The 24263-nt window shown below is 42.2% G+C and carries 23 protein-coding genes, 1 pseudogene and 1 riboswitch; of the genes and pseudogenes, 3 read left to right on the forward strand and 21 right to left on the reverse strand.

Annotated elements, in window-relative coordinates; all coding sequences use genetic code 11:
- Positions 1-8: 8 nt before the first annotated feature.
- The 6 genes from ID12_RS04030 to ID12_RS04055 form a co-directional block, all read right to left on the reverse strand.
- The gene (locus ID12_RS04030) at positions 9-743 is read right to left on the reverse strand and encodes an energy-coupling factor transporter transmembrane component T family protein (RefSeq protein WP_045033732.1); all 735 of its coding nucleotides are present in this window, start codon (positions 741-743) and stop codon (positions 9-11) included.
- The gene (locus tag ID12_RS04035; RefSeq protein ID WP_050826754.1) at positions 733-2331 is read right to left on the reverse strand and encodes an ABC transporter ATP-binding protein; all 1599 of its coding nucleotides are present in this window, start codon (positions 2329-2331) and stop codon (positions 733-735) included. The genes ID12_RS04030 and ID12_RS04035 overlap by 11 nt, the downstream gene beginning before the upstream one ends.
- On the reverse strand, positions 2306-2905 hold the full coding sequence (locus tag ID12_RS04040; protein ID WP_035702599.1) for an ECF transporter S component: 600 nt from the start codon (positions 2903-2905) through the stop codon (positions 2306-2308). The genes ID12_RS04035 and ID12_RS04040 overlap by 26 nt, the downstream gene beginning before the upstream one ends.
- Positions 2902-3588: a thiaminase II gene (gene tenA / locus ID12_RS04045; RefSeq protein WP_048001186.1), complete on the reverse strand. Its 687-nt coding sequence runs from the start codon at positions 3586-3588 to the stop codon at positions 2902-2904. Before tenA ends, ID12_RS04040 begins: the two co-directional genes overlap by 4 nt.
- Positions 3589-3675: 87 nt before the next feature.
- A riboswitch (TPP riboswitch) is annotated at positions 3676-3779 on the reverse strand.
- A gap of 56 nt (positions 3780-3835) precedes the next feature.
- Positions 3836-4963 carry a hypothetical protein gene (locus tag ID12_RS04050; protein ID WP_050826755.1) on the reverse strand — a complete coding sequence of 376 codons (1128 nt, stop codon included), beginning with the start codon at positions 4961-4963 and terminating at the stop codon, positions 3836-3838.
- Between the two features lie 141 nt (positions 4964-5104).
- Positions 5105-5761 carry a type 1 glutamine amidotransferase domain-containing protein gene (locus ID12_RS04055; RefSeq protein ID WP_017358640.1) on the reverse strand — a complete coding sequence of 219 codons (657 nt, stop codon included), beginning with the start codon at positions 5759-5761 and terminating at the stop codon, positions 5105-5107.
- 224 nt (positions 5762-5985) lie between these two features.
- On the opposite strand from ID12_RS04055, the pseudogene ID12_RS19235 reads away from it, so the two are divergent.
- Positions 5986-6180: pseudogene (locus tag ID12_RS19235) on the forward strand (hypothetical protein); the annotation flags it as partial.
- A gap of 143 nt (positions 6181-6323) precedes the next feature.
- Here the strand turns inward: ID12_RS19235 and ID12_RS04060 are convergent.
- From ID12_RS04060 to ID12_RS04110, 11 genes are all read right to left on the reverse strand, one after another.
- Entirely contained in the window at positions 6324-6695 is a 372-nt protein-coding gene (locus ID12_RS04060; protein ID WP_007498006.1) for a DUF1304 domain-containing protein, read from the reverse strand.
- Positions 6692-6955, reverse strand: a complete 264-nt coding sequence (locus ID12_RS04065) for an ORF6C domain-containing protein (RefSeq protein WP_008345710.1) — start codon at positions 6953-6955, stop codon at positions 6692-6694. The genes ID12_RS04060 and ID12_RS04065 overlap by 4 nt, the downstream gene beginning before the upstream one ends.
- Positions 6956-7162: 207 nt before the next feature.
- On the reverse strand, positions 7163-9544 hold the full coding sequence (locus ID12_RS04070; RefSeq protein ID WP_050826756.1) for an immune inhibitor A domain-containing protein: 2382 nt from the start codon (positions 9542-9544) through the stop codon (positions 7163-7165).
- Positions 9545-9735: 191 nt separating this feature from the next.
- Positions 9736-10029 (reverse strand): putative quinol monooxygenase, encoded by a 294-nt coding sequence (locus ID12_RS04075; protein ID WP_017358637.1) that lies wholly within the window; start codon positions 10027-10029, stop codon positions 9736-9738.
- 25 nt (positions 10030-10054) lie between these two features.
- A complete protein-coding gene (locus ID12_RS04080) occupies positions 10055-10693 on the reverse strand; it encodes a nitroreductase family protein (protein ID WP_025208240.1) in 639 nt (212 codons plus the stop codon).
- Positions 10694-10706: 13 nt separating this feature from the next.
- Entirely contained in the window at positions 10707-11150 is a 444-nt protein-coding gene (locus ID12_RS04085) for a MarR family winged helix-turn-helix transcriptional regulator (protein WP_045033720.1), read from the reverse strand.
- A 351-nt stretch (positions 11151-11501) separates the two neighbouring features.
- Positions 11502-12803, reverse strand: coding sequence for a pyrimidine-nucleoside phosphorylase (locus ID12_RS04090; protein ID WP_050827650.1), 1302 nt, complete (start codon positions 12801-12803; stop codon positions 11502-11504).
- Positions 12804-12827: 24 nt separating this feature from the next.
- Positions 12828-14009 (reverse strand): NupC/NupG family nucleoside CNT transporter, encoded by a 1182-nt coding sequence (locus ID12_RS04095; protein ID WP_019743592.1) that lies wholly within the window; start codon positions 14007-14009, stop codon positions 12828-12830.
- 167 nt (positions 14010-14176) lie between these two features.
- Positions 14177-14848 carry a deoxyribose-phosphate aldolase gene (gene deoC / locus ID12_RS04100; protein ID WP_017358631.1) on the reverse strand — a complete coding sequence of 224 codons (672 nt, stop codon included), beginning with the start codon at positions 14846-14848 and terminating at the stop codon, positions 14177-14179.
- Positions 14849-14932: 84 nt separating this feature from the next.
- Positions 14933-15877, reverse strand: coding sequence for a DNA-binding transcriptional repressor DeoR (locus tag ID12_RS04105; RefSeq protein WP_050826757.1), 945 nt, complete (start codon positions 15875-15877; stop codon positions 14933-14935).
- A 60-nt stretch (positions 15878-15937) separates the two neighbouring features.
- A complete protein-coding gene (locus ID12_RS04110) occupies positions 15938-16813 on the reverse strand; it encodes an aldose 1-epimerase family protein (RefSeq protein WP_050826758.1) in 876 nt (291 codons plus the stop codon).
- A 239-nt stretch (positions 16814-17052) separates the two neighbouring features.
- Between ID12_RS04110 and ID12_RS04115 the strand changes: the two genes are divergently transcribed.
- Positions 17053-18876: an acyltransferase family protein gene (locus ID12_RS04115; protein WP_050826759.1), complete on the forward strand. Its 1824-nt coding sequence runs from the start codon at positions 17053-17055 to the stop codon at positions 18874-18876.
- Positions 18877-18971: 95 nt separating this feature from the next.
- Here the strand turns inward: ID12_RS04115 and ID12_RS04120 are convergent, their stop codons facing one another.
- The 3 genes from ID12_RS04120 to ID12_RS04130 all read right to left on the reverse strand — a co-directional run bounded on the left by ID12_RS04120 (position 18972) and on the right by ID12_RS04130 (position 22265).
- Entirely contained in the window at positions 18972-20243 is a 1272-nt protein-coding gene (locus ID12_RS04120) for an MFS transporter (protein WP_050826760.1), read from the reverse strand.
- Positions 20244-20463: 220 nt separating this feature from the next.
- Positions 20464-21561 carry a saccharopine dehydrogenase family protein gene (locus tag ID12_RS04125; protein WP_050826761.1) on the reverse strand — a complete coding sequence of 366 codons (1098 nt, stop codon included), beginning with the start codon at positions 21559-21561 and terminating at the stop codon, positions 20464-20466.
- Positions 21558-22265 (reverse strand): class I SAM-dependent methyltransferase, encoded by a 708-nt coding sequence (locus ID12_RS04130; RefSeq protein ID WP_050826762.1) that lies wholly within the window; start codon positions 22263-22265, stop codon positions 21558-21560. The genes ID12_RS04125 and ID12_RS04130 overlap by 4 nt, the downstream gene beginning before the upstream one ends.
- Before the next feature lie 125 nt (positions 22266-22390).
- On the opposite strand from ID12_RS04130, the gene ID12_RS04135 reads away from it, so the two are divergent.
- Positions 22391-23398 (forward strand): helix-turn-helix transcriptional regulator, encoded by a 1008-nt coding sequence (locus ID12_RS04135; RefSeq protein WP_050826763.1) that lies wholly within the window; start codon positions 22391-22393, stop codon positions 23396-23398.
- Positions 23399-23433: 35 nt separating this feature from the next.
- Here ID12_RS04135 and yidA read toward each other — a convergent pair whose 3' ends face one another.
- The gene (gene yidA / locus ID12_RS04140; protein WP_007498032.1) at positions 23434-24246 is read right to left on the reverse strand and encodes a sugar-phosphatase; all 813 of its coding nucleotides are present in this window, start codon (positions 24244-24246) and stop codon (positions 23434-23436) included.
- Positions 24247-24263: the final 17 nt, after the last annotated feature.

The raw sequence follows: 24263 nt of genomic DNA on the forward strand, positions 1-24263 counted from the left end.
GGCTGTTTTTAAAAAAAGAACATGCATATCAACACACTGATGACGATGAAAAAAAGATACATGCAGTCGATCCATGAAGTGCTGATGACATGATAATATGTTCTCTCCCTCGTCCCTGTGAAGCCTCTTGCTTCCATCGCAATGGCTAGTCGTTCAGATTTCCGTACGCCTTGCGTGAAAAGGGGGAGTGCATAACGTATAAAAGCTTTCCAACTGTTTTTTTGCTTGTAACCTCTAATTTTATGTGCAGCCTTCATTTGCTTCAATTCACTTTGAAACAACGGGATAAACCGGAAGCCTGCCAGCATCCCATATGCCCATTTGGGTGACATTCGGCATTGATGGATTAAGCTCATCATAAAGGCCGTCAAATCAGTTGTTGATGTAAAAAGGAGACCAAATGTCACAAAGCCAAGCATTCTAAAAGAAATGGTCAGCCCATTTCTTAAACTCTCCTCTGTGATATGAAACCATGCCCACTTCCAAACTGTATGATCTCCCTTGCCAAAGGCCGCCATCATCCAAAACACGAGAATGAAAAAGAGCAGATAAGGTACAAGTCTGGTGATGAGGTATTTCAAATTCCAGCCGCCTAGGACAAGTCCAATTCCTAGTGCAAACAGCCAGATGATGAACGTCGTTTTAGGATCAGAAATCGCCATCAGACAGCACATCGCAAGGAGATGGGCGAGTAATTTCATGACTGGATTTACAGTGGATAGAAAGGAGTGATTACTTTGCAATCGTCATCACTTCCTTTCTTTCAGCCATATAGCGATAATGTAACGGCACTCTCAGCTCACACGAAGTGACAAGTTCCTGATGAGAAAATAAATCAAAAGGCGAACCATCATATACATGCTCCCCTTGATGAAAAACAAGCACCTGATCAGCGCACTCATCAACGAGTTCCATATCATGTGTGACCATGATAATGGTGGTGCCTTGTCGTTGCCGTTCTTTTAAACGCCGGATTAACTCCCTCGCCGTTTTCTCATCCTGCCCGAAGGTCGGCTCATCTAAAATGAGAACATCCTGATCAAAAAGAAGCATCGTGGCAACACTTAATCTTCTTTTTTGTCCTAAACTTAAGGTGAAAGGATGCACGTCTCTATGCTTCTCTAGGCCGAACTCTGCCAATAGCTGATTCGTTTTTTCTTGCACCACAGACTCTGGCCAATTTCGCTGTCTCCCACCAAATGCGATTTCATCAAACACTGTGTCCTGTATAAATTGAAGTTCTGGATTTTGAAATACAAAGCCTGATTTTTCATATAATGTTCGGTCAGACCACTTTTTCAGGTGTTTTCCTTTTAAGAAAATGTGACCTTTCTTTATTGGTTCTAAACGTATGACATGTTTAAGAAACGTACTTTTTCCGCTTCCATTTTCACCGATGATCGCAACCCAATCTCCTGCTTTTATATCCAGATGCAGGTCATCTATAATGCTTTTTTTTCCGTAGCTTAGTTGTAAATGATCTGTGCGAATGATTGTCTCTCGATCTGTTGATGACACTTTCTCATGCCGTACTTTTCTCGCCTCAAAGGTTTGCAAGAGTGTTTGACTCAATGGATGAAACGGATTTTGTACGACAGTGGACCATTTCTCGGGAAATATTTTCGGACGCCAAATGCCGGCTTCTTTCATTTCTCCCTCAAATGTGTTCATCACGTCTTTTGGCGTTCCATCTGCTATGATACGGCCTTGATGATCTAATAAGATCACCCGATCCATCCACTCGATGACACCGTCTAACACATGCTCCACAAAAATCATCGTCTGATTCTGTTCAGCTGAAAGCTGCTGAAGCAATTGAAATATCTCCATTCTTCCTGCTGGGTCAAGCTGTGCAGTCGGTTCATCAAAGAACAGGACATCTGGCTCTAATGCTAGTAAACAAGCAAGCGCCAACCGCTGCTTCATTCCGCCAGATAAGGTATGAATATCTGTATTTGGGTCGACATCTAGCTGTACTTTTTTCATGAGATGCTGAATCATATCATCCATTTGTTCTCGAGGGACAGATCGATTCTCTAAGCTAAACGCAATTTCTTCATTGACTCGGTGCATACAAAACTGCGAATCTGGGTCTTGAAACATGACACCAGTATGCCTTTGCCGCATCACTTCTCCCTGTACTTCAGCTTCCATATGCTCTGGAATAATGCCAGCAAGCACAGAAATCAGCGTAGATTTCCCGCTTCCACTTGGTCCTAATATCAGCACCTTTTCCCCCTTTTGAATAGAAAGAGATACTTGATGAAGAACGGGATTCGGCTGTTCATAAAAACGGACAGTGAGATTACTGCACGCGAGAAATGAATCCATGCTGGTCACCCTTACTTCGTTTTTCTTTCATGATGGCATATTGATTCAGCACACCTGTTTTAGATAAAGCATCCACCACAACCTTTGCCAAGCAACCGCCGAGTAACATACCGCTGATGACTTGAGTGACAAGTGTCATGAGTAACACTTGAGGCGTGTAATAGCCGAATCCATTGGCAATGAGGCTATATGCCATTGCCCCGACTGCTGCAAAGGCACCAGACAACATGAGTGTCCACATGCGATATCGCTTATAGCCAAATAGAACGAAGGCGATTTCTGCTCCAAGTCCTTGGCACACACCAATCAAAAGCGCAGAAAGACCGAAGTGGCTGCCTGTCAGTAATTCCACGGCGGCGGCAGCTGTTTCTGCGATGAGGGCAGCGCCAGGCTTTTGGATAATGTAAGCAACGATTGGACTGGCAATGACCCAAATTCCGAACATGATGTTGCCTCCTGCTGGACCGACAAGGGCTGTAATCGGTAAATAAAGAGTCGACCACCCTAAATAGATGACTCCGCATGCCACAGATAAAATGACAGCAAGAACGACTTCTTTCATCTTCCATGTCATGAAGAATGCACCTCCATTTGGACAGGCCACTCTTCGACAGTAAAGGCCATGTCCCAGAATTTATACTCAAGCTGACAGCTTAAGATGAAGTGCTGTTTCATTTTCTTCTTTTCCTTCTCACTTGCTTCTTCTGCCCACTGATCAAGCCGTTTGCAAAGCTCCACTGTAACAGAGTCCGTTAACCCGCCATAAAACGTGATCCACTCATAGAATGGATGGGCAGGATCGGGCTCTACATCTCTGAGCATTCGTTTGCCTATTTCCCAATAGGTCCAAGGGCAAGGGAGCAAAACCGCAATGATTTCTCCTAGCGTCCCTTCCTCGGCGACTTGCAGCATGTGATGAATATAGTGATGAGCACTTGGCGCCAAAGATGCACCTTGCAGTTCATCATAAGCGACACCTGCCACCCGGCAAAGGTTTTGATGAGGATGTGTCTCACTATCAAGGACAAAAGCCATTTGTTGATGGAAAAAGGTAATGTCCTCTCTGTCTGTACATCTGCTAATGGCTGCCGCATAAATTTTAATAAAGGCATTTAAATATTCTGCATCCTGTTTGACATAATGAATGATCTGTTCCTTTTCGAGTTCTCCTGCTGCGAGTCCTCTCACAAACGGATGCTGATAAATCGCTTCAAATAATGGTTCTGCTTCTTGCCTTAATTGGGTTGAAAATGTCATAAAAAAAGCCTCCTCTTTTTCAGTTGAATAAATGAAAAAGCCACCCCAAATGGAGCGGCCTTCTTATCGATTCAATCATGAATAAGACAAGGTCCAGCTCCACTTCCCTCCGCTAGTACAAACTAGATCAGGTTCAAAGGGTCCAAGATTTCCTCTTGTCTCAGTCATACATGACTCCCCTAGTGGACTTTTGTCATTTAATTATCTTTACTCTACACATGTGGCGATTTGATGTCAACTGCCGGTCTTAATTCAATGTATTGATCGTTGGCAGCTTCTCGATCCCTGCTGCATAGTAGAAATTAAGGACACTGAAGAAATCAATTGGCTTTCCTGTCTTTAAATCAACAGCCAAAATATGATCGCCGTAATTTGTCAGGTCATCAATGTCTAAACGCCTTGGCGTTGTCTTTCCGAGAGTATCAACAAAGCTGCTATGGTAGTACTGCCCACTAGCAAACGATGATTCATGATACATAAATAATGTCTCCACATCTAAGTAGACAAGAATGGCCTCAGAGGAACTCGCGTATGGAGCAGAGTACGATACTGGTGCCGAAATACTTTTCACTTTTACACTGTCAACAGAATGCGTTCTCTGTTGATATTTTCCATCATATGAGAAATAAAATACACGCTCCCATTTATAATCAGCGGTCTTAGATTGTTTGTTATACACTTTTGTACCATTTGCGAAAACATCCCCATTGGCATACGAAGCAACAAAGTATTGCAACGTTGATGACAGGGATTCAGCACCTGTGAAATTTGGTGGGTTTTTTGCATTCACCTGTAATGTGTATGAGTCTCCAAAGTCTCCACCGCTAGTAATACCAAACGCATAATCACCCGCTGGTAAATTGCTTAACGCAAGCAGACTGCCTGCTGGTTGAATCAGATCCGTTGGATAAGCTTGTCCTTCTTCATAATCAATAACAAATAACTGAACGAAATAATCAGCATTTGGAGAGGTAATCCGGCTGATGAGCGCCTTAGGAGACGATGTACTTAAGAACCATAAATCAACTGGATCTTCCTCGTTTAAAACTGCCGATTGATTAATGGCTAGTCCATCAATAGAGCGAACGGCAGACGTGCGCATCTTTCCATCTGCAGCCGCTTTTCGTTTAATACTTATTCCCTTTTTCTTATCTACTTTAAATGATTTTTTTACTTCCTTCTGTTGAACCGCAGTCCCTTTATCCTGCTTTTCAAACGACTCTTGCACTTGCTGAATGGCTTTTTCAGTCAGTGGCGATACTTTTTCACTTGATTTTGGTGCATCTTCTGCTTTGATTGCTGGTGAAAATAAACCTGTTGTGACCAATAAAATAGACAGTAAGGCGGCGGTGATTTTGACATAAAATGCTCTCACAGGAACATCCCCTTTTCCCTAATTTGGGTTTTTTACCCTGTGATTATTTTACCATTTTTCTAATACTTGTTTTGGACTTTTTTAGGAAATTTTCATAACAAAAAACCAGCCGTATGAGTCACGACTGGTTTATTTGATGATTTATGCAATGGTTTTGACAAATAAGCGTGCTGTTTCTGCACTTGATCCTGGATTTTGTCCAGTAATAATTTGTCCGTCTACAACAGCGAATGGCGCAAATGCATCGCCTTTTTCAAATGCTGCCCCTTGCTCGCGAAGTTTTGTTTCCAATAAAAATGGAACTTTAGATGTCAGCTGAACAGCATCCTCTTCCTCGTTTGTGAATCCTGTTATTTTCTTGCCGTCGATAAATGATTTTCCATCACGATCCTTCACATCAACAAAGGCAGAAACGCCATGGCAAACTGCCCCAACGGCTCCATTTTTGTCTGAAATCGCTAAGATCGCATCGGCAACCAATTGATTGGACGCAAAGTCGATCATTGGGCCATGTCCTCCAGCAAAGAAAATGCCATCATACTCAGCTGGGTTTACATCTGTCAGTGCCTTTGTGTCTTGAAGTAATTCATACACATCTTGATATTGTGCTGGAACTCCTTCAGGAATTGAATTTTTATCGATCGGTACTGTTCCACCTTTTATTGAAACGATTTGCACGTTGAGTCCATTTTCTTTAAAGATATGAAATGGCTCGGCCAATTCTTCTAGCCATAAGCCTGTAGGGTGTCCGTTCATTTCTGAGCTGCTTGTTGATACTAATAAGACGTTTTTGCTCAACTTTATCATCCTTTCTATTTATCATGTGGCTATTTTATATTTTGCACAATTAAATATCAAGCAATCAGACTTGGATACAACTCTTTATGTTATACCCGATTTTTTAAAAAATATAGCCTCACTTCAAATCTAATCATTCTGTCACATTCTATTGACAGGGAATTTCATGTAAAATTGTGATGAAATGATATAATATGAGAAACAATTGACAGACCTCTTGCGCTAGAGGGAATTTAAAAGGAGTGGAAAAAGAGATGAAAACCTATTCGATTGTGATGATTATCATCACGCTCTGTATCATATTGGCTGTCTTTTTAATGAATCTTACGGGCGTCATGTATGGAAAAATCATATTGGCTGTCGCTGTTGCCCTTTGTCTTACGTCCATTATTCGTTTGATGGGAATGCGTAAAAGATAAAAGCCGCCCTCTGGGGCGGCTTTACTGTGTAGACAAACCCTCGCATTCGGTGTCAGTCCTGCGCTTCGGTGCTCACCAATGTCAAATTCGCTCCGATGCTCGTCCTTCCTAAACTGCAAAGGTTTTCTATCACGCTGATAGGATTATATAGCCAGGATAAGTGCAATTAATGCAAGAAAAGCTGGTAACCCTTGTTTGATGATAATCGATTTATTAGACGTCACCCCGCCAAATACTGCTGCGATGAACACACAAAGAACGAAAAATAGCTGAATCATATATCCTACGGTATTCGAACCAAGAATGAGCCCCCAAATGAGTCCAGCAGCTAGAAAGCCATTGTATAGCCCTTGATTAGCAAACATCACTTTCACATTTGGATCCTTTTGTAAGTGTTCAGGCAGATTGAAAGATCTTTTCGCCATTTTTGATTCCATAAAAAACATTTCTAGTAACATGATGACAATGTGCTCTAAAGCGACAATTCCTACTAAAATCATTGCTAAAATATTCAATTTAGTGAATTCCTTTCTGATAGACGGTCTCGTATTTGTATTTTGTCCGTGTATAAATCAAAGTCTTGGATTAGCTCTAACGCCTCATGAAAACGACTTTGTGGAATGTCTTTCATTTTTCTTACACCAAATTCCTTTTTAATAAAAGCCATGATGGTATTAATATGAAGCTTACCGTGGCCATCATACTCTAAATGGCTGCAAAAAGTCTGCATCGTCCCTCGGATCACCTTTAATTGCTTGGCAGTGACACAACTCATTGGTAACGCTCATCCTTTCTTGGTTTTTTAACAACTAAAAAGAACATTGAATGAAAGAAAAACCTTCCAATCTCTATTATATAATGGTTTCATTCGGATATCAAAATAAAAAAGAACAAACATTCGATCAAAGACGAGTCATACGCTAAAAATCCATGTCTTAACGTATCAAAAAGCCGGATTCATGGATTGAATCCGGCTTTTTGTTTAGTTGCTTTTAGAAATTAATACCTTTCCAACAGAACGGTCCTTACTTTGTCCGACGACTTTAAAAGATAGGCCGTATGTTGGCACATCACGTCCTGCATCCGGGTTATTTGGATTCACATAGTTCTTTTTATCACTAAATGTACGCGTTGGGCGGATATAGCGATCCTCTAAGGTTAAGCCTGTTGTCGCTGTATAATCAATATTCAGCTTCGTGCTTGGATTCAAAGAGAATGCTGCATCATGTACTTGGAAACCTGTCGCTGCAATAGAGCCGTCACTCCATTTCAACACTTGTTGATCTGCATCTACGACTCCAAGGAAGCCGTTCCCTGGATGTTTTCCAACCCAGTTATCACTGTACGATTGATCGACGTACCACACGACCAAACCGTTATTATAGCTCATCAGACTTGCTCCTCGTTTGATATGCTTTAAGCCTTTATCGACATCAGCATAAGAGCGCCATTCTAGTAAATAATACTGAGCGGCATATTGTTTTCCATTAGATTGAGAGAATCCATTAAAAGTGAACGTGGACGTTCCCTCGGCATCATCTGACCACACTTTTGATCCATCTACTGTAATCTTTAGATCATCTACAAATAAACCTGGCAGTGAATATCCTGCATCGGTTGTATAGCGGAATTGCAGATCGATCTTCTTCCCTGCATAAGCAGAAAGATCAAAGGATGCATCTACCCAGCCATCTGATTTTCCATCGATGCCATTGCCTTCATTCGCTCCTGCCTCATTTCGATCATTCGTAATATTACCAGCAATGGTTGTCCATTTGTCTGTCCCAGTTTCACGAACTTCTACATACGCATAGTCATAATCTTCTTCGATATCGTACCATGCTTTAAACGTAAGCTCGGCTTTGCTTCCCTTCGACAAATCAATCCCTGATGTCGTCATGGTAGCATTCAAATTGTCACCTGTTCCGCTGAAGTATGAATATTGCCCTTGTGCAGGCTGAGTGACCACAATCTCTTTATCTGGCAAATCGACTCGAACCGCATCATGGTTGGTTCCTTTTGTTGCTGCTTCATCGATTAAAACTGTTTTGCTTTTTGTTAATGTCTTACCATCAATGGTTTTTCCAGAAAGCCAGTTGCCGCCATGCAAGTTTTGAAGCATTTCTTTTGCATATGGACTAAAACCTGTTGGTTCCGTACCAGGTACTTTACCTGCCCAGCTTCCGCTTGACATGATAGACCAATAAGAAACGGGCTCTCCTCTGCCTGTGTATTGTGTATCGTATTCATCAGGCAGACCAAGATCATGTCCAAATTCATGTGTGAACACGCCTGCTGCGCCATCTTCAGGCTCAATCGTATAATCTAGAGCGCCTAACTTTCCGCCTTGACCCACTTCTGATTCAGTGTTTGGAATCTCAAATACATCACCAAGTGACCAGCGATGCGACCAAATCGCGTCAGAGCCAAGCTGTCCGCCGCCAGCTTCTTCACCTACGCCAGCGTGTACAACCATGAGGTGGTCAATGATACCGTCTGGCTCATTATAAACACCGTCCCCATCCATATCATAGCGGTCCCATTGATCATATTCACCAAGGTCAATGTTTGGATCCTTTGCCGCTGCTTCGAGGGCTTCTTTCACCAATTCGCGCGGTCTGCCGTCACTTCCTGATTCGTCTGGTACGTTCCCGCCATAATATGCTGCTTCATGCTTGGCTGTATACCATCCAGCTACTGTTCCACTAATCGTGTAGCTTCCACCGGACTGCTTTTCATAATACTGCTTCATAGATACTTTTCTTTTACCATCTGGACCAATGTAGCCATTTTTTCCGAAAAGCATATCTTGGTAGTGCTGCTGATCGTACTTGTCATAGTACATATCAGTCTCTTCTTTTTTAATACTATTATGCTTATAATCTTTAAAATCTACTAATAAGACCAAAACTTTATCATTACGGACGTCGCCTTTATATTTTTCCTTTTTCACCGGCTTTACTTGATTGCCTTCTTTTCCTTTATGCTTCTTTAACTTTTTCTTTTTGGCTAGTTTATTATGTACATTTTGTTTGTATTCTTTTAGGAATTCAGGTTCTTCTGTTAAGGTACTTGCGCTTTGTTTCATCGCTGCTTCTTCTTTTTTCTTTAGGTAGTTCTTTAATGCTTTTTGGGTTTCTGCCTCATTGGCATTCTTTTTGATCTTTCCTTGTTTTTTCAAGGCTTTGATGAGGCGGTCTTCATTGACAACGCTTGCGTCGAATGGAATACCTGAATAATGACCACCATCTGAGGATGTTGACTTTTCTGAGGTGTGGGCAGATAGAGGGGTGCTGAAAGCTGTCAATGTGCCTAAACTGAGGACAGCTGTTAGTGCGATGCTTGTCCATTTCCCTTTTTTCATATTGGTTCCTCCCTAATTTGGTAATAAATAATATCTAATTCTAGCATATTCCAATATACTTAAGTCGAAAAACATTTTATTTTCAGAAACTTTGTGGAAAATGCACAATACGTGATTGAAATAGGTGAAACGAATTGTCGACAATAAAAGAACCCTAGGCTATAAATGCCTAGGGTTCTTTTATTGTTTTTCTATGAAAGCTGCTCTCCTTGATATGCAACAACATCAAGTGGAGCGGCTAAAAATTCTTTTGCCTTTGCGACGAAAGCTTGGAAATGTGCACTTGCATTATGGCTTTGAACCGCTGCTTCATCTTTCCACACTTCGAGCATTAAAAAGGTGTTTTCTTTCTCTGTATCCTTGAAAAGCTTGTAGGACACATTGCCTTCTTCTTCCTGTGAAGCTTTCATTAAACCGTTGATTTCTTCTAGAAATACGTTTTCTTTCTCTGGATGAATGGTCATCCCTGCATGAATAATAATCATATGATCGTCTCCCTTTTTTTAAAAATTATTTCCACTCTGTGATGCGGTCGATCGGTAAACGGTAAGAAGCATAACCTTCGTCAGCCGCTTTCCCAATGGATAGAAGCATAACTGGTACATAACGCTCTTTATCCCAGCCGAATGTTTCAGCGATGACTTCTTTGTCATATCCGCCAATTGGGTTTGTATCATAGCCATGCGCACGAGCAGCAAGCATCAGCTGCATTGACACAAGTCCACCGTCAATTAAGATCGTTTCACGATTCACTTGCTCTGGAAGAGCTTCAAAATGTGCAGTTAATGCAGCAATTTGTCTTTCTTTTACTTCCTGCGGCATGTAGCCATGTTCTACTGCTTTTGAATAAATTTCTTCTAAGTATTCATTGTTTTTCATATCTGCAAACACAGCGATGACAGCTGATGATGTAGCTACTTGTGTTTGGTTGAATTTTGCGAGTGGTGCAAGCTTTTCTTTTCCTTCTGGGCTGTCAATGACCATGAAGCGCCAAGGCTGTGCATTCACTGATGATGGTGCTGTTGTTGCCTCTTCTAAAATCTCCGTCATTTCTTCTTTGCTAATTTTCACTGCTGGATCATAGTTACGAATGGAGCGGCGCCCTTTCATAATATCCATAAAATCGTTTGTTTTTAATGTTGTAGCCATGTGTAACACTCCTTTAGGTTGTTTGAATCTTTTCGATGTTTTGTTGTATACGGATGAGCACATCAGTGAGAAGCTTTCGTTCTTCATCACTTACGTTTTCAAGCATTTCTGAGATAAATCGTTCTTTTTCTTTTTTAGAAGCTTCGATTCTTGTTCTGCCTTCATCTGTCAGACGAACAAGCGTGACTCGATTATCTTCCGGCTTTCTTCTGCGCGTGACCATTCCTTTTGTTTCTAACTGTTTTAAGTGACGCGTCACAGCCGCACTATCAATATTTACTTTTTTCTGCAAATCGGATTGGCTGATTTCGTCGGCTTGGAATAACAGTGATAGCAACTCCAGTCTTGATTGGCTGATGCCCGTGCATGCTTCGAACTTCACACCCATCATACGGTTCACGCACTGCAAACGATATAATACCTCTGCTTCTTCAGAGCAAAATGCAGTCAATGCCATCCCCTCTTTTCTATTCAGATCAATTAGTTGATATATCAATCATTGACTCGTCAACTAATATACACCCATTGTTTCATGATTGCAAGAGGTTTGTTTCATAAAGTGAAATTTTTTATTTCAATCAAAAAAGACGAGCTTTTGCTCGCCTTAAGAACTTGGTGTCGATGTTGGTCCCACATAGTAGCTGATAAATCCAATGATCATCAAGACAACAAAAATAAAGAGAATGAGTTTGAGCATTCTCATGGTTTATCCCCTCCCACTCATCTAACTTATCATATCTAGAAGAAGCGCTACCTAAAATTTACATAAAAAAGACAAAAGCGATTCATCACTTTTGTCTTTTTCTCTTTATTCAGTAATCACTGTATGAATCAAAGTCGGAGCATCGGCATGGTCATCAATGCGGATGTTGTCATAAATTTTCTCCATGACATTCGCAACATCTTCACGGTTTGCATGCAGCGTCACGAGAGATTCACCTTTTTCTATACGATCGCCTACTTTTTTGTTTAGCATAATGCCAACAGATAGGTCGATTTCGTCTTCTTTTGTTGCACGTCCTGCTCCAAGAATCATCGCTGCAACACCGATTTCGTCTGCGACGATTTCAGCGATCACACCTGATTCTTTTGCCGGCACTTCGATTTGATAAGGTGCTTGTGGCAGTTTTTCCGGTTGATCTACAATCGAGCCGTCTCCACCTTGGTTTTCTAAAAATTCCTTGAATTTCTCAAGTGCTTTGCCGTTTTTCATGACTTCAATTAGCTTTTCTCTTGCTTCATCAAGTGTCTCTGCTTTTTTCGCAAGAACGACCATTTGACTTCCTAATGTGAGCACAAGCTCGTTTAAGTCTTCAGGGCCTTCGCCTTTAAGCGTGTCAATCGCCTCTTTCACTTCAAGGGAATTTCCAATCGCTAATCCTAGCGGCTGAGACATGTCTGAGATGACAGCCATCGTTTGTCTGCCAACATTATTTCCGATACGAACCATTGCTTTTGCAAGCTTCTCAGAGTCTTCAGGTGTTTTCATGAAAGCACCTGCGCCTGTTTTCACGTCTAATACGATTGCATCTGCGCCAGCAGCGATTTTCTTACTCATAATCGAGCTTGCAATGAGCGGGATGGAGTTAACAGTTCCTGTTACATCACGAAGGGCATACAGTTTTTTATCAGCAGGTGTCAGGTTGCCTGATTGTCCAATGACCGCTACTTTATGACGGTTCACCAGCTCGATGAACTCGTCTTTTGTAATTTCAACGTGGAAGCCTTTGACTGCCTCTAGCTTGTCGACAGTTCCACCCGTATGTCCAAGACCACGCCCAGACATTTTTGCAACAGGTACATCAAGTGCTGCAACAAGAGGAGCGAGTACAAGCGTTGTTGTATCGCCTACACCGCCTGTTGAATGCTTGTCTACTTTAATGCCGTCGATAGCAGACAGGTCAATTGTGTCCCCTGAGTTTGCCATAGCGAGTGTTAAATCTGCACGTTCTTGATCCGTCATATCTTGGAAGAAAATCGCCATCGCCAAGGCACTTGCTTGGTAGTCAGGAATTGTTCCGTCCGTATAACCTTTGACAAAGAAAGAAATTTCCTCTGAAGATAATTCTTTTCCGTCACGTTTTTTCGCAATGATATCTACCATTCTCATTGTTTTCACCATTCCTTCTTTAGTTTAGTAAATCAAACCGACAACGCCTGCTGTTAAGAAGCTGACAAGTGTTGCACCGAATAACAGCTTTAATCCAAAGCGTGCGACAACGTTTCCTTGTTTTTCATTCAAGCCCTTAACGGCTCCAGCAATGATACCGATAGACGAGAAGTTCGCAAATGACACAAGGAATACAGAAATGATCGCTTCTGTACGAGCAGTGAAATGGAAGGCATCGCCAGAAAGAATTTGCATCGCCACAAATTCGTTAGACACCATCTTGGTCGCCATAATACTTCCTGCTTGTACTGCTTCGCTCCATGGTACACCAACAATAAACGCAAATGGTGCAAACACATATCCAAGTACATCTTGGAAAGAAACACCGATGGCAGCTGTGAAAATACCATTAATCATCGCAATTAATGCAACAAATCCAATCAACATCGCAGCCACAACAATGGCTACTTTGAAACCATCCATAATGTATTCGCCGAGCATTTCGAAGAAAGATTGTCTTTCTTCTTCTACGACTTCAAGCATGTCTTCGTCTTTAGACACTTCATAAGGATTGATGATAGACGCAATAATAAATCCACCAAATAGGTTCAGCACAAGTGCTGTAACAACGTACTCCGGTTTAATCATTTGCATATACGCACCGACAATGGACATTGATACAGTCGACATCGCAGATGCACACAATGTATAAAGACGCTGTTGAGGTAATAATCCAAGCTGCTTCTTAATGGAAATGAACACTTCGGATTGACCTAAAATCGCTGACGCTACGGCGTTGTAAGATTCTAGTTTCCCCATTCCATTGACTTTACTAAGCAAATACCCAATTCCGCGTACGATCAGCGGAAGGATACGCCAATGCTGCAGGATACCAATCAAGGCAGAAATGAAGACGATCGGGAGCAAGACATTGATAAAGAAAGTTGACGCATTATCATTCATTAAACCACCAAATACGAAGTTGATCCCTTCACCAGCATAGCCTAGAAGCATTTGGAATCCTTTTGCAAATCCCCCGACTAGGAAGTTCCCAACACCTGTATTGAGCAGAATATAACCTAAAATAAATTGCAGTACAATCATGACAATGACTGGACGGAATTTCACTCGCTTTTTCCCGTTACTTGCCAGCCATGCAATGGCGAGAATCACCAGCAAACCGATAATACCAATGACGTATTTCATGTTTTTCCTCCTTGAATGAATTCGTTTACATTAATGTGCTTGTATGGAACAAACCCTATTTCGCAAACAAATTGCGGAAGAAAATCCCAGAAATGAGATCCTTCCGCATATGACTTTTTCATCATCTAATGAGTCATGATTGTTATCCTACCATAGGATCGTATGAATTAATAGTCTTTAGAAGGAGCTGATTGATCCCCTTTAATAATGGAAACGCCTGCACTGGCACCAATACGGGTTGCGCCTGCAGCTGTCATCGCTTCTACGTCTTCTTTTGTTCTTACGCCGCCTGATGCTTTGACACCGATGTCAGGTCCAACTGTTTTACGCATTAATGCGATGTCCTCAGCTGTTGCACCGCCTGTACTAAATCCAGTCGATGTTTTGACGAAATCAGCGCCAGCTTTTACAGAAAGTTCACAAGCTTGTACTTTCTCTTCATCCGTGAGTAGACAAGTTTCAATGATGACTTTCACTAAGGCTTTGCCTTTTGCTGCGTCTACAACGGCACGAATATCTTGTTCAACTGCATCATATTCGCCATCTTTCAATGCCGCAATATTGATGACCATGTCCACTTCAGTTGCACCGTTTTCAATGGCATCCTTTGTTTCAAATGCTTTCACTGCTGTTGTGTTTGCACCTAACGGGAAACCGATGACTGTACATACATCAACGCCTGTTCCTTCTAGTTCTTTCGCCGCAAGAGATACCCAAGTTGGGTTCACACAAACGGAAGCAAATTGATATGTCTTTGCTTCTTCTAGTAACTGCATGATCGCAGCTTTAGATGTATCTGGTTTTAGTGCTGTATGATCAATGAGCTTTGCTATTGTCATGATTCACACTTCCTTTTAAATATGATACTTTCATCTTAAATGACTATTGAACAATTGTAAATATAGTTATGAAATTTTGTTCATCTATTTTGTGACATTTAAAAGAGCTCTTGCTGTGTGCTGATCGATCATCAATACGTTCGCATATTTTCCTCTCAGCGCCCCATGGATAGAGGCAACCTTTCGATGTCCACCAGCAACAAGAATGGAGCGCTCTTTTGTTCTCAAATCATCCAGCTCCACACCGATTGTGCGATTGTTAATCGCTTCACTGCAAATGCGTCCTTCTTGATCATAAAAACGTGAACAGATATCTCCGACACTGGATGTCTTGAGCAACGCCTTTTCTTCTTCACGGAAATAACCAAGCCTAAACAAAAGCGCCTCATCTCTTACCGTCCCAACAGTAAACACAGCGATATTTGCCTGTTTGCCCATTTCAATAATGCGATGAATATGTCTGTCCTGTTCGACCATCTCTTTAACGGCGGCACTATCGAACACAACAGGCAGTGGCAAATAGCGTGGTGCCGTTTGAAAAGCTGATGCAAACAGCTGAATCGTTTCCGCAGAATATGTATTCACATGTGAATGGCTGATTCCACCTTTCAACTGAACAACTTCTACCCCTTTTACCTGTTTAGGTTGCATCTTTTGAGCAATTTGATACATCGTGGTGCCCCAGCTCACTCCAACGATATCGCCGTCTTTCACCGTATTCTGAAGATAATCTGCACCAAACCGGCTCAAGTAATCCGTAATCGTTGGATAATCGTCCTTTGGTGAAAATACCACATGAGCCTCGAGCAGATCATATTTTTCTTTCAGCAATAAGGACAGCTCATTTAAATCCTCAAATGGGTCCATCACTGTAATTTGGACGTACCCTTTTTCCTTCGCATACTGAAGCAGACGAGACACCGTTGGCCTCGACAGGTCAAGCTGCTTGGCGATTTCCTGCTGACTGTAATCAGATAAGTAATAGAGCCTTGCTGCTTCAATACTTAATTGCTGTTTCTCCCGATCCATTCGTACGCCTCCTTTTTTCCTCTATCATAACAAATTGTTCACTTCACCATGCACAAATGTTCATTTAAAGAAAATGGTGTAAGCTGCGTGAAAGGTCTCTTGCTTCTCTAAGGTTTGAATGCCGAATTTCTCCTTATACTGCCCGTTTGTCCCTTCCATATCAGCGATCCCATACCAAGGCTCAATACAAACAAAAGGAGCCATTGTTCCCTTTTCTTGATCATATGGAGACCAAATACCAACGAACGGAAAATCACTGAGATCGACCTCAACGCCGTGACCTGCTTGAGAAGTCAATGATACTTGATCAATATGACTAAAGATCATTGCATCGTTCTGAAAAAGTTCTGGGCGAAGTTGAATCGGCTCAAACTCAACACCTTTCTCCTTCTCTCTCACAAGTGAATCATGAAGTTCATATTGGACTGGATCATGTTCGGTGGAAGGGATCAATGTGAGTGAATAATCAGCTGTCTGCTCGCCTTCAACAAGCGGGACATGAAATGCCGGATGTCCACCAATCGAGAAATACATCGTGCCATCTCCTTCATGAACAATTTCCCAGGAAATCGTTAGTCCATTTTCCGACAGTGCATAACTGATGCGCGCTGTAAATTCATACGGATATTGTGACGTGTGACGGCCATTTGATTGATATTGAAAAACCACCTGATCTTTTGCTTCTTCAAATAGTTCAAAATCAACATCACGCAAAAATCCATGCTGCGAGAGTTGATACGTTTGATCGTCTATCTTGTATTGATCATCCTTCAACCGTCCGACAATCGGAAATAAGACGGGCGACACCCTGCCCCAATAAGCAGGGTCACCAGACCACATATATTGACGTCCACTTTCTTTATGAAGCACCTCTCTCACCTCGGCACCTCTCTCATTGATTTGAACCAATAACAGATCATTTTCAATCGTTCTCATTCAACACATCCCCTTTCCTTCTTCTTTTATTATGACAGGGATTTTCGGTTTGAGTATAAAAATAAGAATCCCTCAATCCTTAGAAAGTTTCTTCATATAAAAAAATTTTAAAAAAGACAGAAATTCGCCAACAAAATGTAATGCTGATTCGTCTAATCTTATATAAAATAAAAGAATCGTTGTTCTTTTGGTGTAACAACAAAAAAGACGCGTTTGACATTGATGGGGGATTCTTTTTCATGAACAGCAAGGAAAACCGTTTACGTTACATATTAGGATTAGATGGGCTGAGAGCTGTTGCCGTATTGGCGGTCATTGCTTATCACTTACATATTGAACCCGCAAGCGGCGGGTTTCTTGGCGTTGATTTGTTTTTTGTGATTTCTGGTTACTTGATTACAACCATCTTGCTGCATAAGCAGGATTTGGGCTATCAAGAGCTTCTGCCTTTTTGGATGGGCCGCATCAGAAGGCTGCTTCCAGCTGCCTACGTCATGATTTTTTTAATCGTCAGCTGGTGCGCCATTGCTGGTTCAAATGCATTAATGTCCATTCGTGGCGATGCCTTATCGTCCTTTTTTTATGTGAGTAACTGGTGGTATATTTTTCATCAGCTCTCTTACTTTGACAGCTTCAATGCTGTATCTCCACTAAAAAATTTATGGTCTTTGGCGATTGAAGAGCAATTTTATCTCATTTGGCCGGTACTGTTGATTGCTGGACTGAAATGGGTGAAAAATAGATCCCATCTTCCTATGATCACCTTTGGTCTGGCACTTGTATCTGCGTTATGGATGGCCATTCTCTATTCACCGGATACTGACCCGAGCAGGATCTATTATGGAACAGACACACGTGCGTTTGCACTCCTCATCGGGTGCAGTCTTGCATTTGTCTGGCCCATGCACAGACTTTCCAGCAGAAAATTACTTCCTGTCGGCAGACGTATACTACATATAGCCGGATTCGGTTCGATGGTCATTTTCCTCTTATGTGTTTATGCAGTCGATGAATTTGACGGCTTTCTCTACCAAGGCGGTATGCTTTTATTCTGTCTGAATGCAGCGATCTTAATTGCGTGTGTCTGCCATCCTGCCAGTCTTATTGGGAAATGGCTGTCTTTTCAACCACTCGTATGGCTCGGAAAGCGGTCTTATGGCATCTACTTATGGCATTATCCAATTATCGTGCTAACCACACCGGTCATTGAGATTGGACAGCCTTCCATGGGACGTGTCACATTACAGCTCATCGCAATTCTACTCATATCAGAGGCTTCCTATCGTTTGATCGAACAGCCGATTCGTAAACTCGGGTTTAGACACTATTTTGCCTCTTGGTCGATTTGGAAAACAGGAATCAAGCAATGGTCTATGTCCAATAAAGTGTTTCTTGGGATTGCCGCAGTCCTTTTGATTTTATTTACCATTGGTATGTCTAGCTCGTCTCATACATCCCCGCATGCACAAGAAGTAACACAAATTAAGACAGCGCCCCAAAAGGCAGGCGGTCAGACAGAATCAAAAGTGAAGAAAAAGAAAGACAAACATGAGAAAAAAGCAGCGGATCAGAAGCAGTTTCGCCAAATTCTTGCTATTGGTGATTCCGTCATGCTAGACATAGCGCCGAATCTTGAAAAAGCATATGCACAAATCACCATCGATGCAAAGGTTGGCAGACAAATGAACGAAGCCGTCAACATCGCTCCTCAGTATGCTTCATTTAATCAATCTAATGCCGCTGTTATTATTGAGCTTGGCACAAATGGTTATTTTACAGAGGGGACTTTGACCTCATTCATTCAACATTTCTCGAAGGCTCATATTTTTCTTGTGAACACTCGCGTTCCAAGATCTTGGGAAAATGTTGTGAATGCAGTCATTGAGCGTGTGGCCAATCAACATCACAATGTGAGCTTAGTCGATTGGCATTCAGCTGCCACAGGACAGCCATCCTATTTTCAGCCAGATGGTGTTCATCTTTCCACAAAAGGCTCTGACACATTGACTCAGCTCATTAAAGCCAGTATCAAGAAAAAAGGAGATGTGTCCTCAGCATCATAAGAAAGCTAGCATCCTGTGAAGAGAGATTCAAAAAAGACATGCTTTCCTATGATTGGAGGCATGTCTTTTTTGTGATGGATGAGCACAGAGCTGCATTATGTTTTACTTTTAAAAGACCAAATGATGACAGGGATGAGAATTAATGATAAAATTCCTCCACTTAAAGATAATGTAGCATAACTCGTATTCGCCACGACCATTCCTGAAAGGGCACCGCCAGAAGCACCTGCTAACGCAACAAAAACATCGAGTGTTCCTTGGGTTTTTGCCCGGGTTGATGGTTCTGTAGCATCCACTATTTGAGCAGTACCACTAATTAAACCAAAGTTCCATCCCAATCCAAGTAAAGACAAAGCAATGATTAATAGAATCATTGAATCACTTGGTGCGAATGCTGCTAATAAACCAGCAAGTAACAGTGTGATGCCCGACGCTATGCTCATAGCTGTTCGTCCTAGTTTATCTACAAGTACACCCGTGATAGGTGAAGGAAGATACATGGCTCCTATATGAAAACCAATCACAATGCCCACTTCGGCTAATCGATGACCATGATGCTGCATATGCACCGGCGTCATGGTCATGAGTGCCACCATGACAATTTGAGTTAAGATCATCACTGTGGCACCTACTGTAAGCCCTTTTTTATCTGTTTTTTTATCAGCAGCATCTGCTTTATTTCCATGACCATGTTCTGCTTTGTAAGTTGCTATTCTTCGGGCAATGTCTAATGGATCAGGACGCAACAGAATAAAAAGGACAAGACCAGCTACAATAAATGCTACTGCTGATAAAATAAAAGGACCGGCAAGTGCTGGAACACCAATGGACACTGCAAATTTACCCATCACTTCAACTAAATTCGGACCTGCTACTGCTCCAAATGTTGTCATGACCATTGTTGTACTAATGGCAGTTGCACGCTGTTTAGAATTCGCTAAGTCCGTCCCAGCATAACGCGCTTGTAAGTTCGTGGATGTTCCTGCTCCGTAAATGAAGAGCGATGCAAATAATAAAGTGACACTATTCATCATAGCTGCCAGTACAACGCCAATTGCTCCGAGCCCTCCAGCAACAAAACCTGTCGATAAACCGATGCGTCGTCCATAACGTTGCGAAAGCTTTCCTACAATGAAAGCTGACCCAGCTGACCCCAAAGTAAATAAAGCGATTGGGACTCCTGCATAGGCTTCAGTTCCAAGCATTTGTTGCGCTAAAATGGCACCTACCGTAATTCCTGCAGCTATTCCAGCCCCTCCAAATATTTGCGATAGACTGACAACGAACAATACTCGTTTATATAAATTTTTCAATTTTTGGGGTGAATCTATATAATTCTTCACTACATCTTGTTCTGTATCTAACACTTGTAAACACCCACTTGAGGTTTATTTGCCCAATGTAACCATTATATCAGTTCCGACTACAATCCTTGATTTAAATCTCTTCCGCCTCTCGGCCATTTACATGGCGAGCAAGCTATTGTTTTCGGATCATAGACACCTTGTTTTGAAATGGATCATGAATAAAGCGCCCACATGACTGACCTGTACTTTTGAGCTGATGCGTATCTTTTGTCGTTTTCTTTTATGCCGTTAAAAGACTGGCACTCAATGCTAATGCGTGCTTTTCCTTCGTTTTTTGATCCACCAACGCAAAATCACCATTCTCATACGCTAATGAAAATAATTCTTCGATATGAAAGACACCTGCCTGAAACTGCTTGCTCAATACATGCAGTGCCACAGCACTGGCGACTTGAGCTGTTGCTTGAGACTCATCGCGACCTTTTATTCCAAGCGCTGCTTGATGAATTTCGTTACCCTTCATTCCTACCGCTTCCACTTTCACTGCATATTGATCTGTACCCATTTGAGCAGATTGAATCAGTGAAATGGCACGTTCCTTGATTTTCGGCATCGTGAGAAGGGACGTCATTCCGAGTTTCCTTGTGAGAGCAAATGCACGTGTCGCTACACCAGAATCAAAACAGAGCCTTGTTGTCACAGAAGGCACATGGAGCGTTGAAGGCAATGTTTGCTGGTCAGAGAAAGGAAACTGATAGGCTTGCCGCTTTCCAAGCGTTTTGCCAAAATCAATGCGTTTCCCTCCAGTAAAACTTTTGACTTTCTTTCGCTGATGATTCTTCGTCAGCTCATAATCTGTATGCACATGATCAAGCGTCCATTCAATAGCTGCTTTTCCATGCTGGTCGCCTAACCCAAGCATGATACTAATATCAATTTGCTCCACAGAGGTCAGAATAGATGCCGCCTTCGCTGCAAGCAAATTGGTGAGACCTGGTGCAAGACCTACGCTCAGCACAGCCGTTGCGTTCAATTGCTGTTGATGGACCTTTGCCAGCTTCTCAATATAGGCTCCTTTTGCCGAAATATCGAGATAATCAATACCTGATCGTAAGCATGTTTCAGCAAATGACGTGTCATCTTGATCAAGACACATGATCACGAGTTTCGTTTCATCCATCCAGTCCGTATCCACTGGTTGTCTTACGTCTATCTGAAATGGACGTACACGCCCATTCGTTTGGCGTGCAAATTGTTCAGCCTTCTCATAACTTCGGCCAGCCGCAAAGACTTGCCCAGGATACACGTCACTTAATTGAAGACATATTTGCTGCCCCACATGTCCATAACCGCCTATCACCATCACTTTTGACCTCATTTTCCAACCGCCTTTCTATTGCCTCTTTTACAAACAATCCCTTTGATCATGCCAGCTTGAAAATAAGGTCTGATGTCTTGAAATCCTGCTTCGGTTAATTGTGCTGTCATCTTTTTTTCAGACACGGGATATGTTGTGACACCCAGCCTTTCTCGGAAGGACGTAAACACTTCCTTTCCCAAGCCTTGACGCTTCATGAATAGAGAAAGCATATGAAGCTCCTGCTGAAATGCAGGCGTTTCTGGGTCTCCTTGAATAAACGCCAGCACGAGAGGCGCCCCTGGCTGAAGCCGGCGGGCAATCTCCTGTAAAAAGGTCAGCTGATCTTTTACAAAATGAATGACAAGCAAACTTACTGCTGCATCGTACAACTTTTCAACCGGCACTTTGTCTAAGGCCATCTCATACCATGTGACGCGATCTTGCATATGAAGCTGTGCCACTCTGCGCTTGGCCATATCAAGCATGGTTGGAGATGGATCAACCCCTGTGATATGCCAGTCTTTATTTCTTTGAAGCATGTTGATGATCTCTTCGCCCCCACCTGCTCCGACTGTTAACATGCGAGAAGCCGCTCCCATTAATTCGATTTCTACTCTATCCACTGTCAGCTCATGCAAAAGATGATAGCCCGGTACTTTATGTGCAATTGTCGCTGCATAGGATTCAGCAACAGGATCATGCCAATGTTGATTTACACTCATATGTCTTCTCCTCCAGTTTCCGCTTTGCTTCGTTCCCTTTACACTAACGGTATGTTATCTTCATTGTAAGAAGATAGATGAGAAAAAACGATCCCTAAAAGTGGGGATATTGAGGAGGAGATCAAATGAACAATCCAGCCGCTCATTTTCAGCAGCTGAGAAAAAGCATTCGAGATGAACTTGCTGCTATCTGTGATTTTGATGCTGCCTGTATCACATCTATTGATCCAGCTACTCTCCTCTCGACGGGTTCTTTTACAGATGAACCGATTGAAGCCATACATAACGAGCTGTTTCAAAATGAATATTTAAAAAAAGATGTGCACCAGCATGAAGATCTAGCGAAAGGTCCTGTCCACGTTGCCAGTCTCGTCCAAAGCGGAGAATACCTCAATAGTGGTCGATACCAGCAAATTTTGTTGCCTAACGGATGGGCAGATGAATTGCGGGCAGCCCTTGTGATTCAAGGTGAATGCTGGGGAATCGCCAGCCTTTATCGGAAAAAGGAGAAGGAACCTTTTCATGAACAAGATATACAAGCGGTTAGTCGCCAAACACCAGCACTCGCAGCCAAGCTGAGAGATGAACTTTTTAAAAGAAGAGAAACGGAAGAAGATGAAACGGCGGAACACCAAGGCTTCCTCATTCTTTCACACGATTACCATCTTCTTTATGGAAATGAAACCGGTCTTCATTGGCTCCACACCTTCCAAACCTTTGAGCAAATTCATGACGGTGCCATCATGCCCCGTCCGTTTAGAGCATTAGGTGCTAAGCTTTTATATGGCGGCGGTGACCAAACAGCGGTCAGCATCACCAGAATGCCGACAGGGCGTTTTCTCTCTCTTCAAGCATTTCGTTTAGCACAAGCAGCCGGGCAGGAAGAGGCTGTCATGATTCATATTAAACGAGCTCAAACAAGTGACATCCTTCCTTATATAGCGAAAACATATCGGCTAACAGAAAGAGAAATGAACGTCCTTGACTGCTTAATAAAAGGACAATCCACAAAAGAAATTGCCAGTACGTTATTTATCTCGCCTCATACGGTGCATGATCATGTAAAGGCGATGCTCGAAAAAACAAATTTGAACAGCAGACGTATGCTTGTTTACTTTTTCTCACACATATAAAAAAGCGGCTACCTCATTGGTAGACCGCTCTTTCTTTATTTTCCGATGACTCGCTCATGCAAGATATGTGCGACTCCTGCTTCGTTATTGGATTTTGTCACAACATCCGCAACTGCTTTGACATCTTCAATGGCATTTCCCATCGCAACGCCACAGCCCGCAAATTCTAGCATCGACACGTCGTTCCCATTGTCACCAATCGCCATCACTTCTTCACGAGAAATCCCCAGTTCATGCGCTAGAAGCTTCACAGCATTCCCTTTGCTCACATCAGGATGAAGAATTTCTAGGAAGAAATCTGTGCTTTTTACCATCATGTACTGATCCTTCACTTCAGATGGAATGGCTTGTATCGTCTTTTCCAAACGTTCCGGCTGATCAATATACATCATCTTCGGAAGTCTCATGGATGGGTCTGCCTCTTCGACAGGTAAATACTTAAGCGGCAATTTCGTCAAGTACGATTCAAGTACCGTGTATTCACTAATATCCCGATTTGGTGTGTATAGATGAGCTGAATCGAAATAATGCATAGGTGTATCCAGCTGACGGCTCAGTTCATATAAAGAAGTCAAATCATCATAGGATAAAGTTAATTCTGATACGACTTCATTTGTATGGCTGTTTTGTACAAGCGCTCCATTATAGGCGATGACATAATCCCCCTCTTGATCAAGCTGCAGCTCTTTTAAATAGCGATGCACCCCGCCAATCGGCCGGCCTGTACATAAAACAATTTTAACGCCTTCTGCCTTCGCCTGTTGAATCGCTTCAAACACCTCATCCGGCACCATATGCTGATCATTTAATAACGTACCATCCATATCAATTGCGACTAATTTATACATTCACTGCTCCCCTTTTC

The organism is Bacillus altitudinis (genome assembly GCF_001191605.1).
Lineage (GTDB): Bacteria > Bacillota > Bacilli > Bacillales > Bacillaceae > Bacillus > Bacillus altitudinis.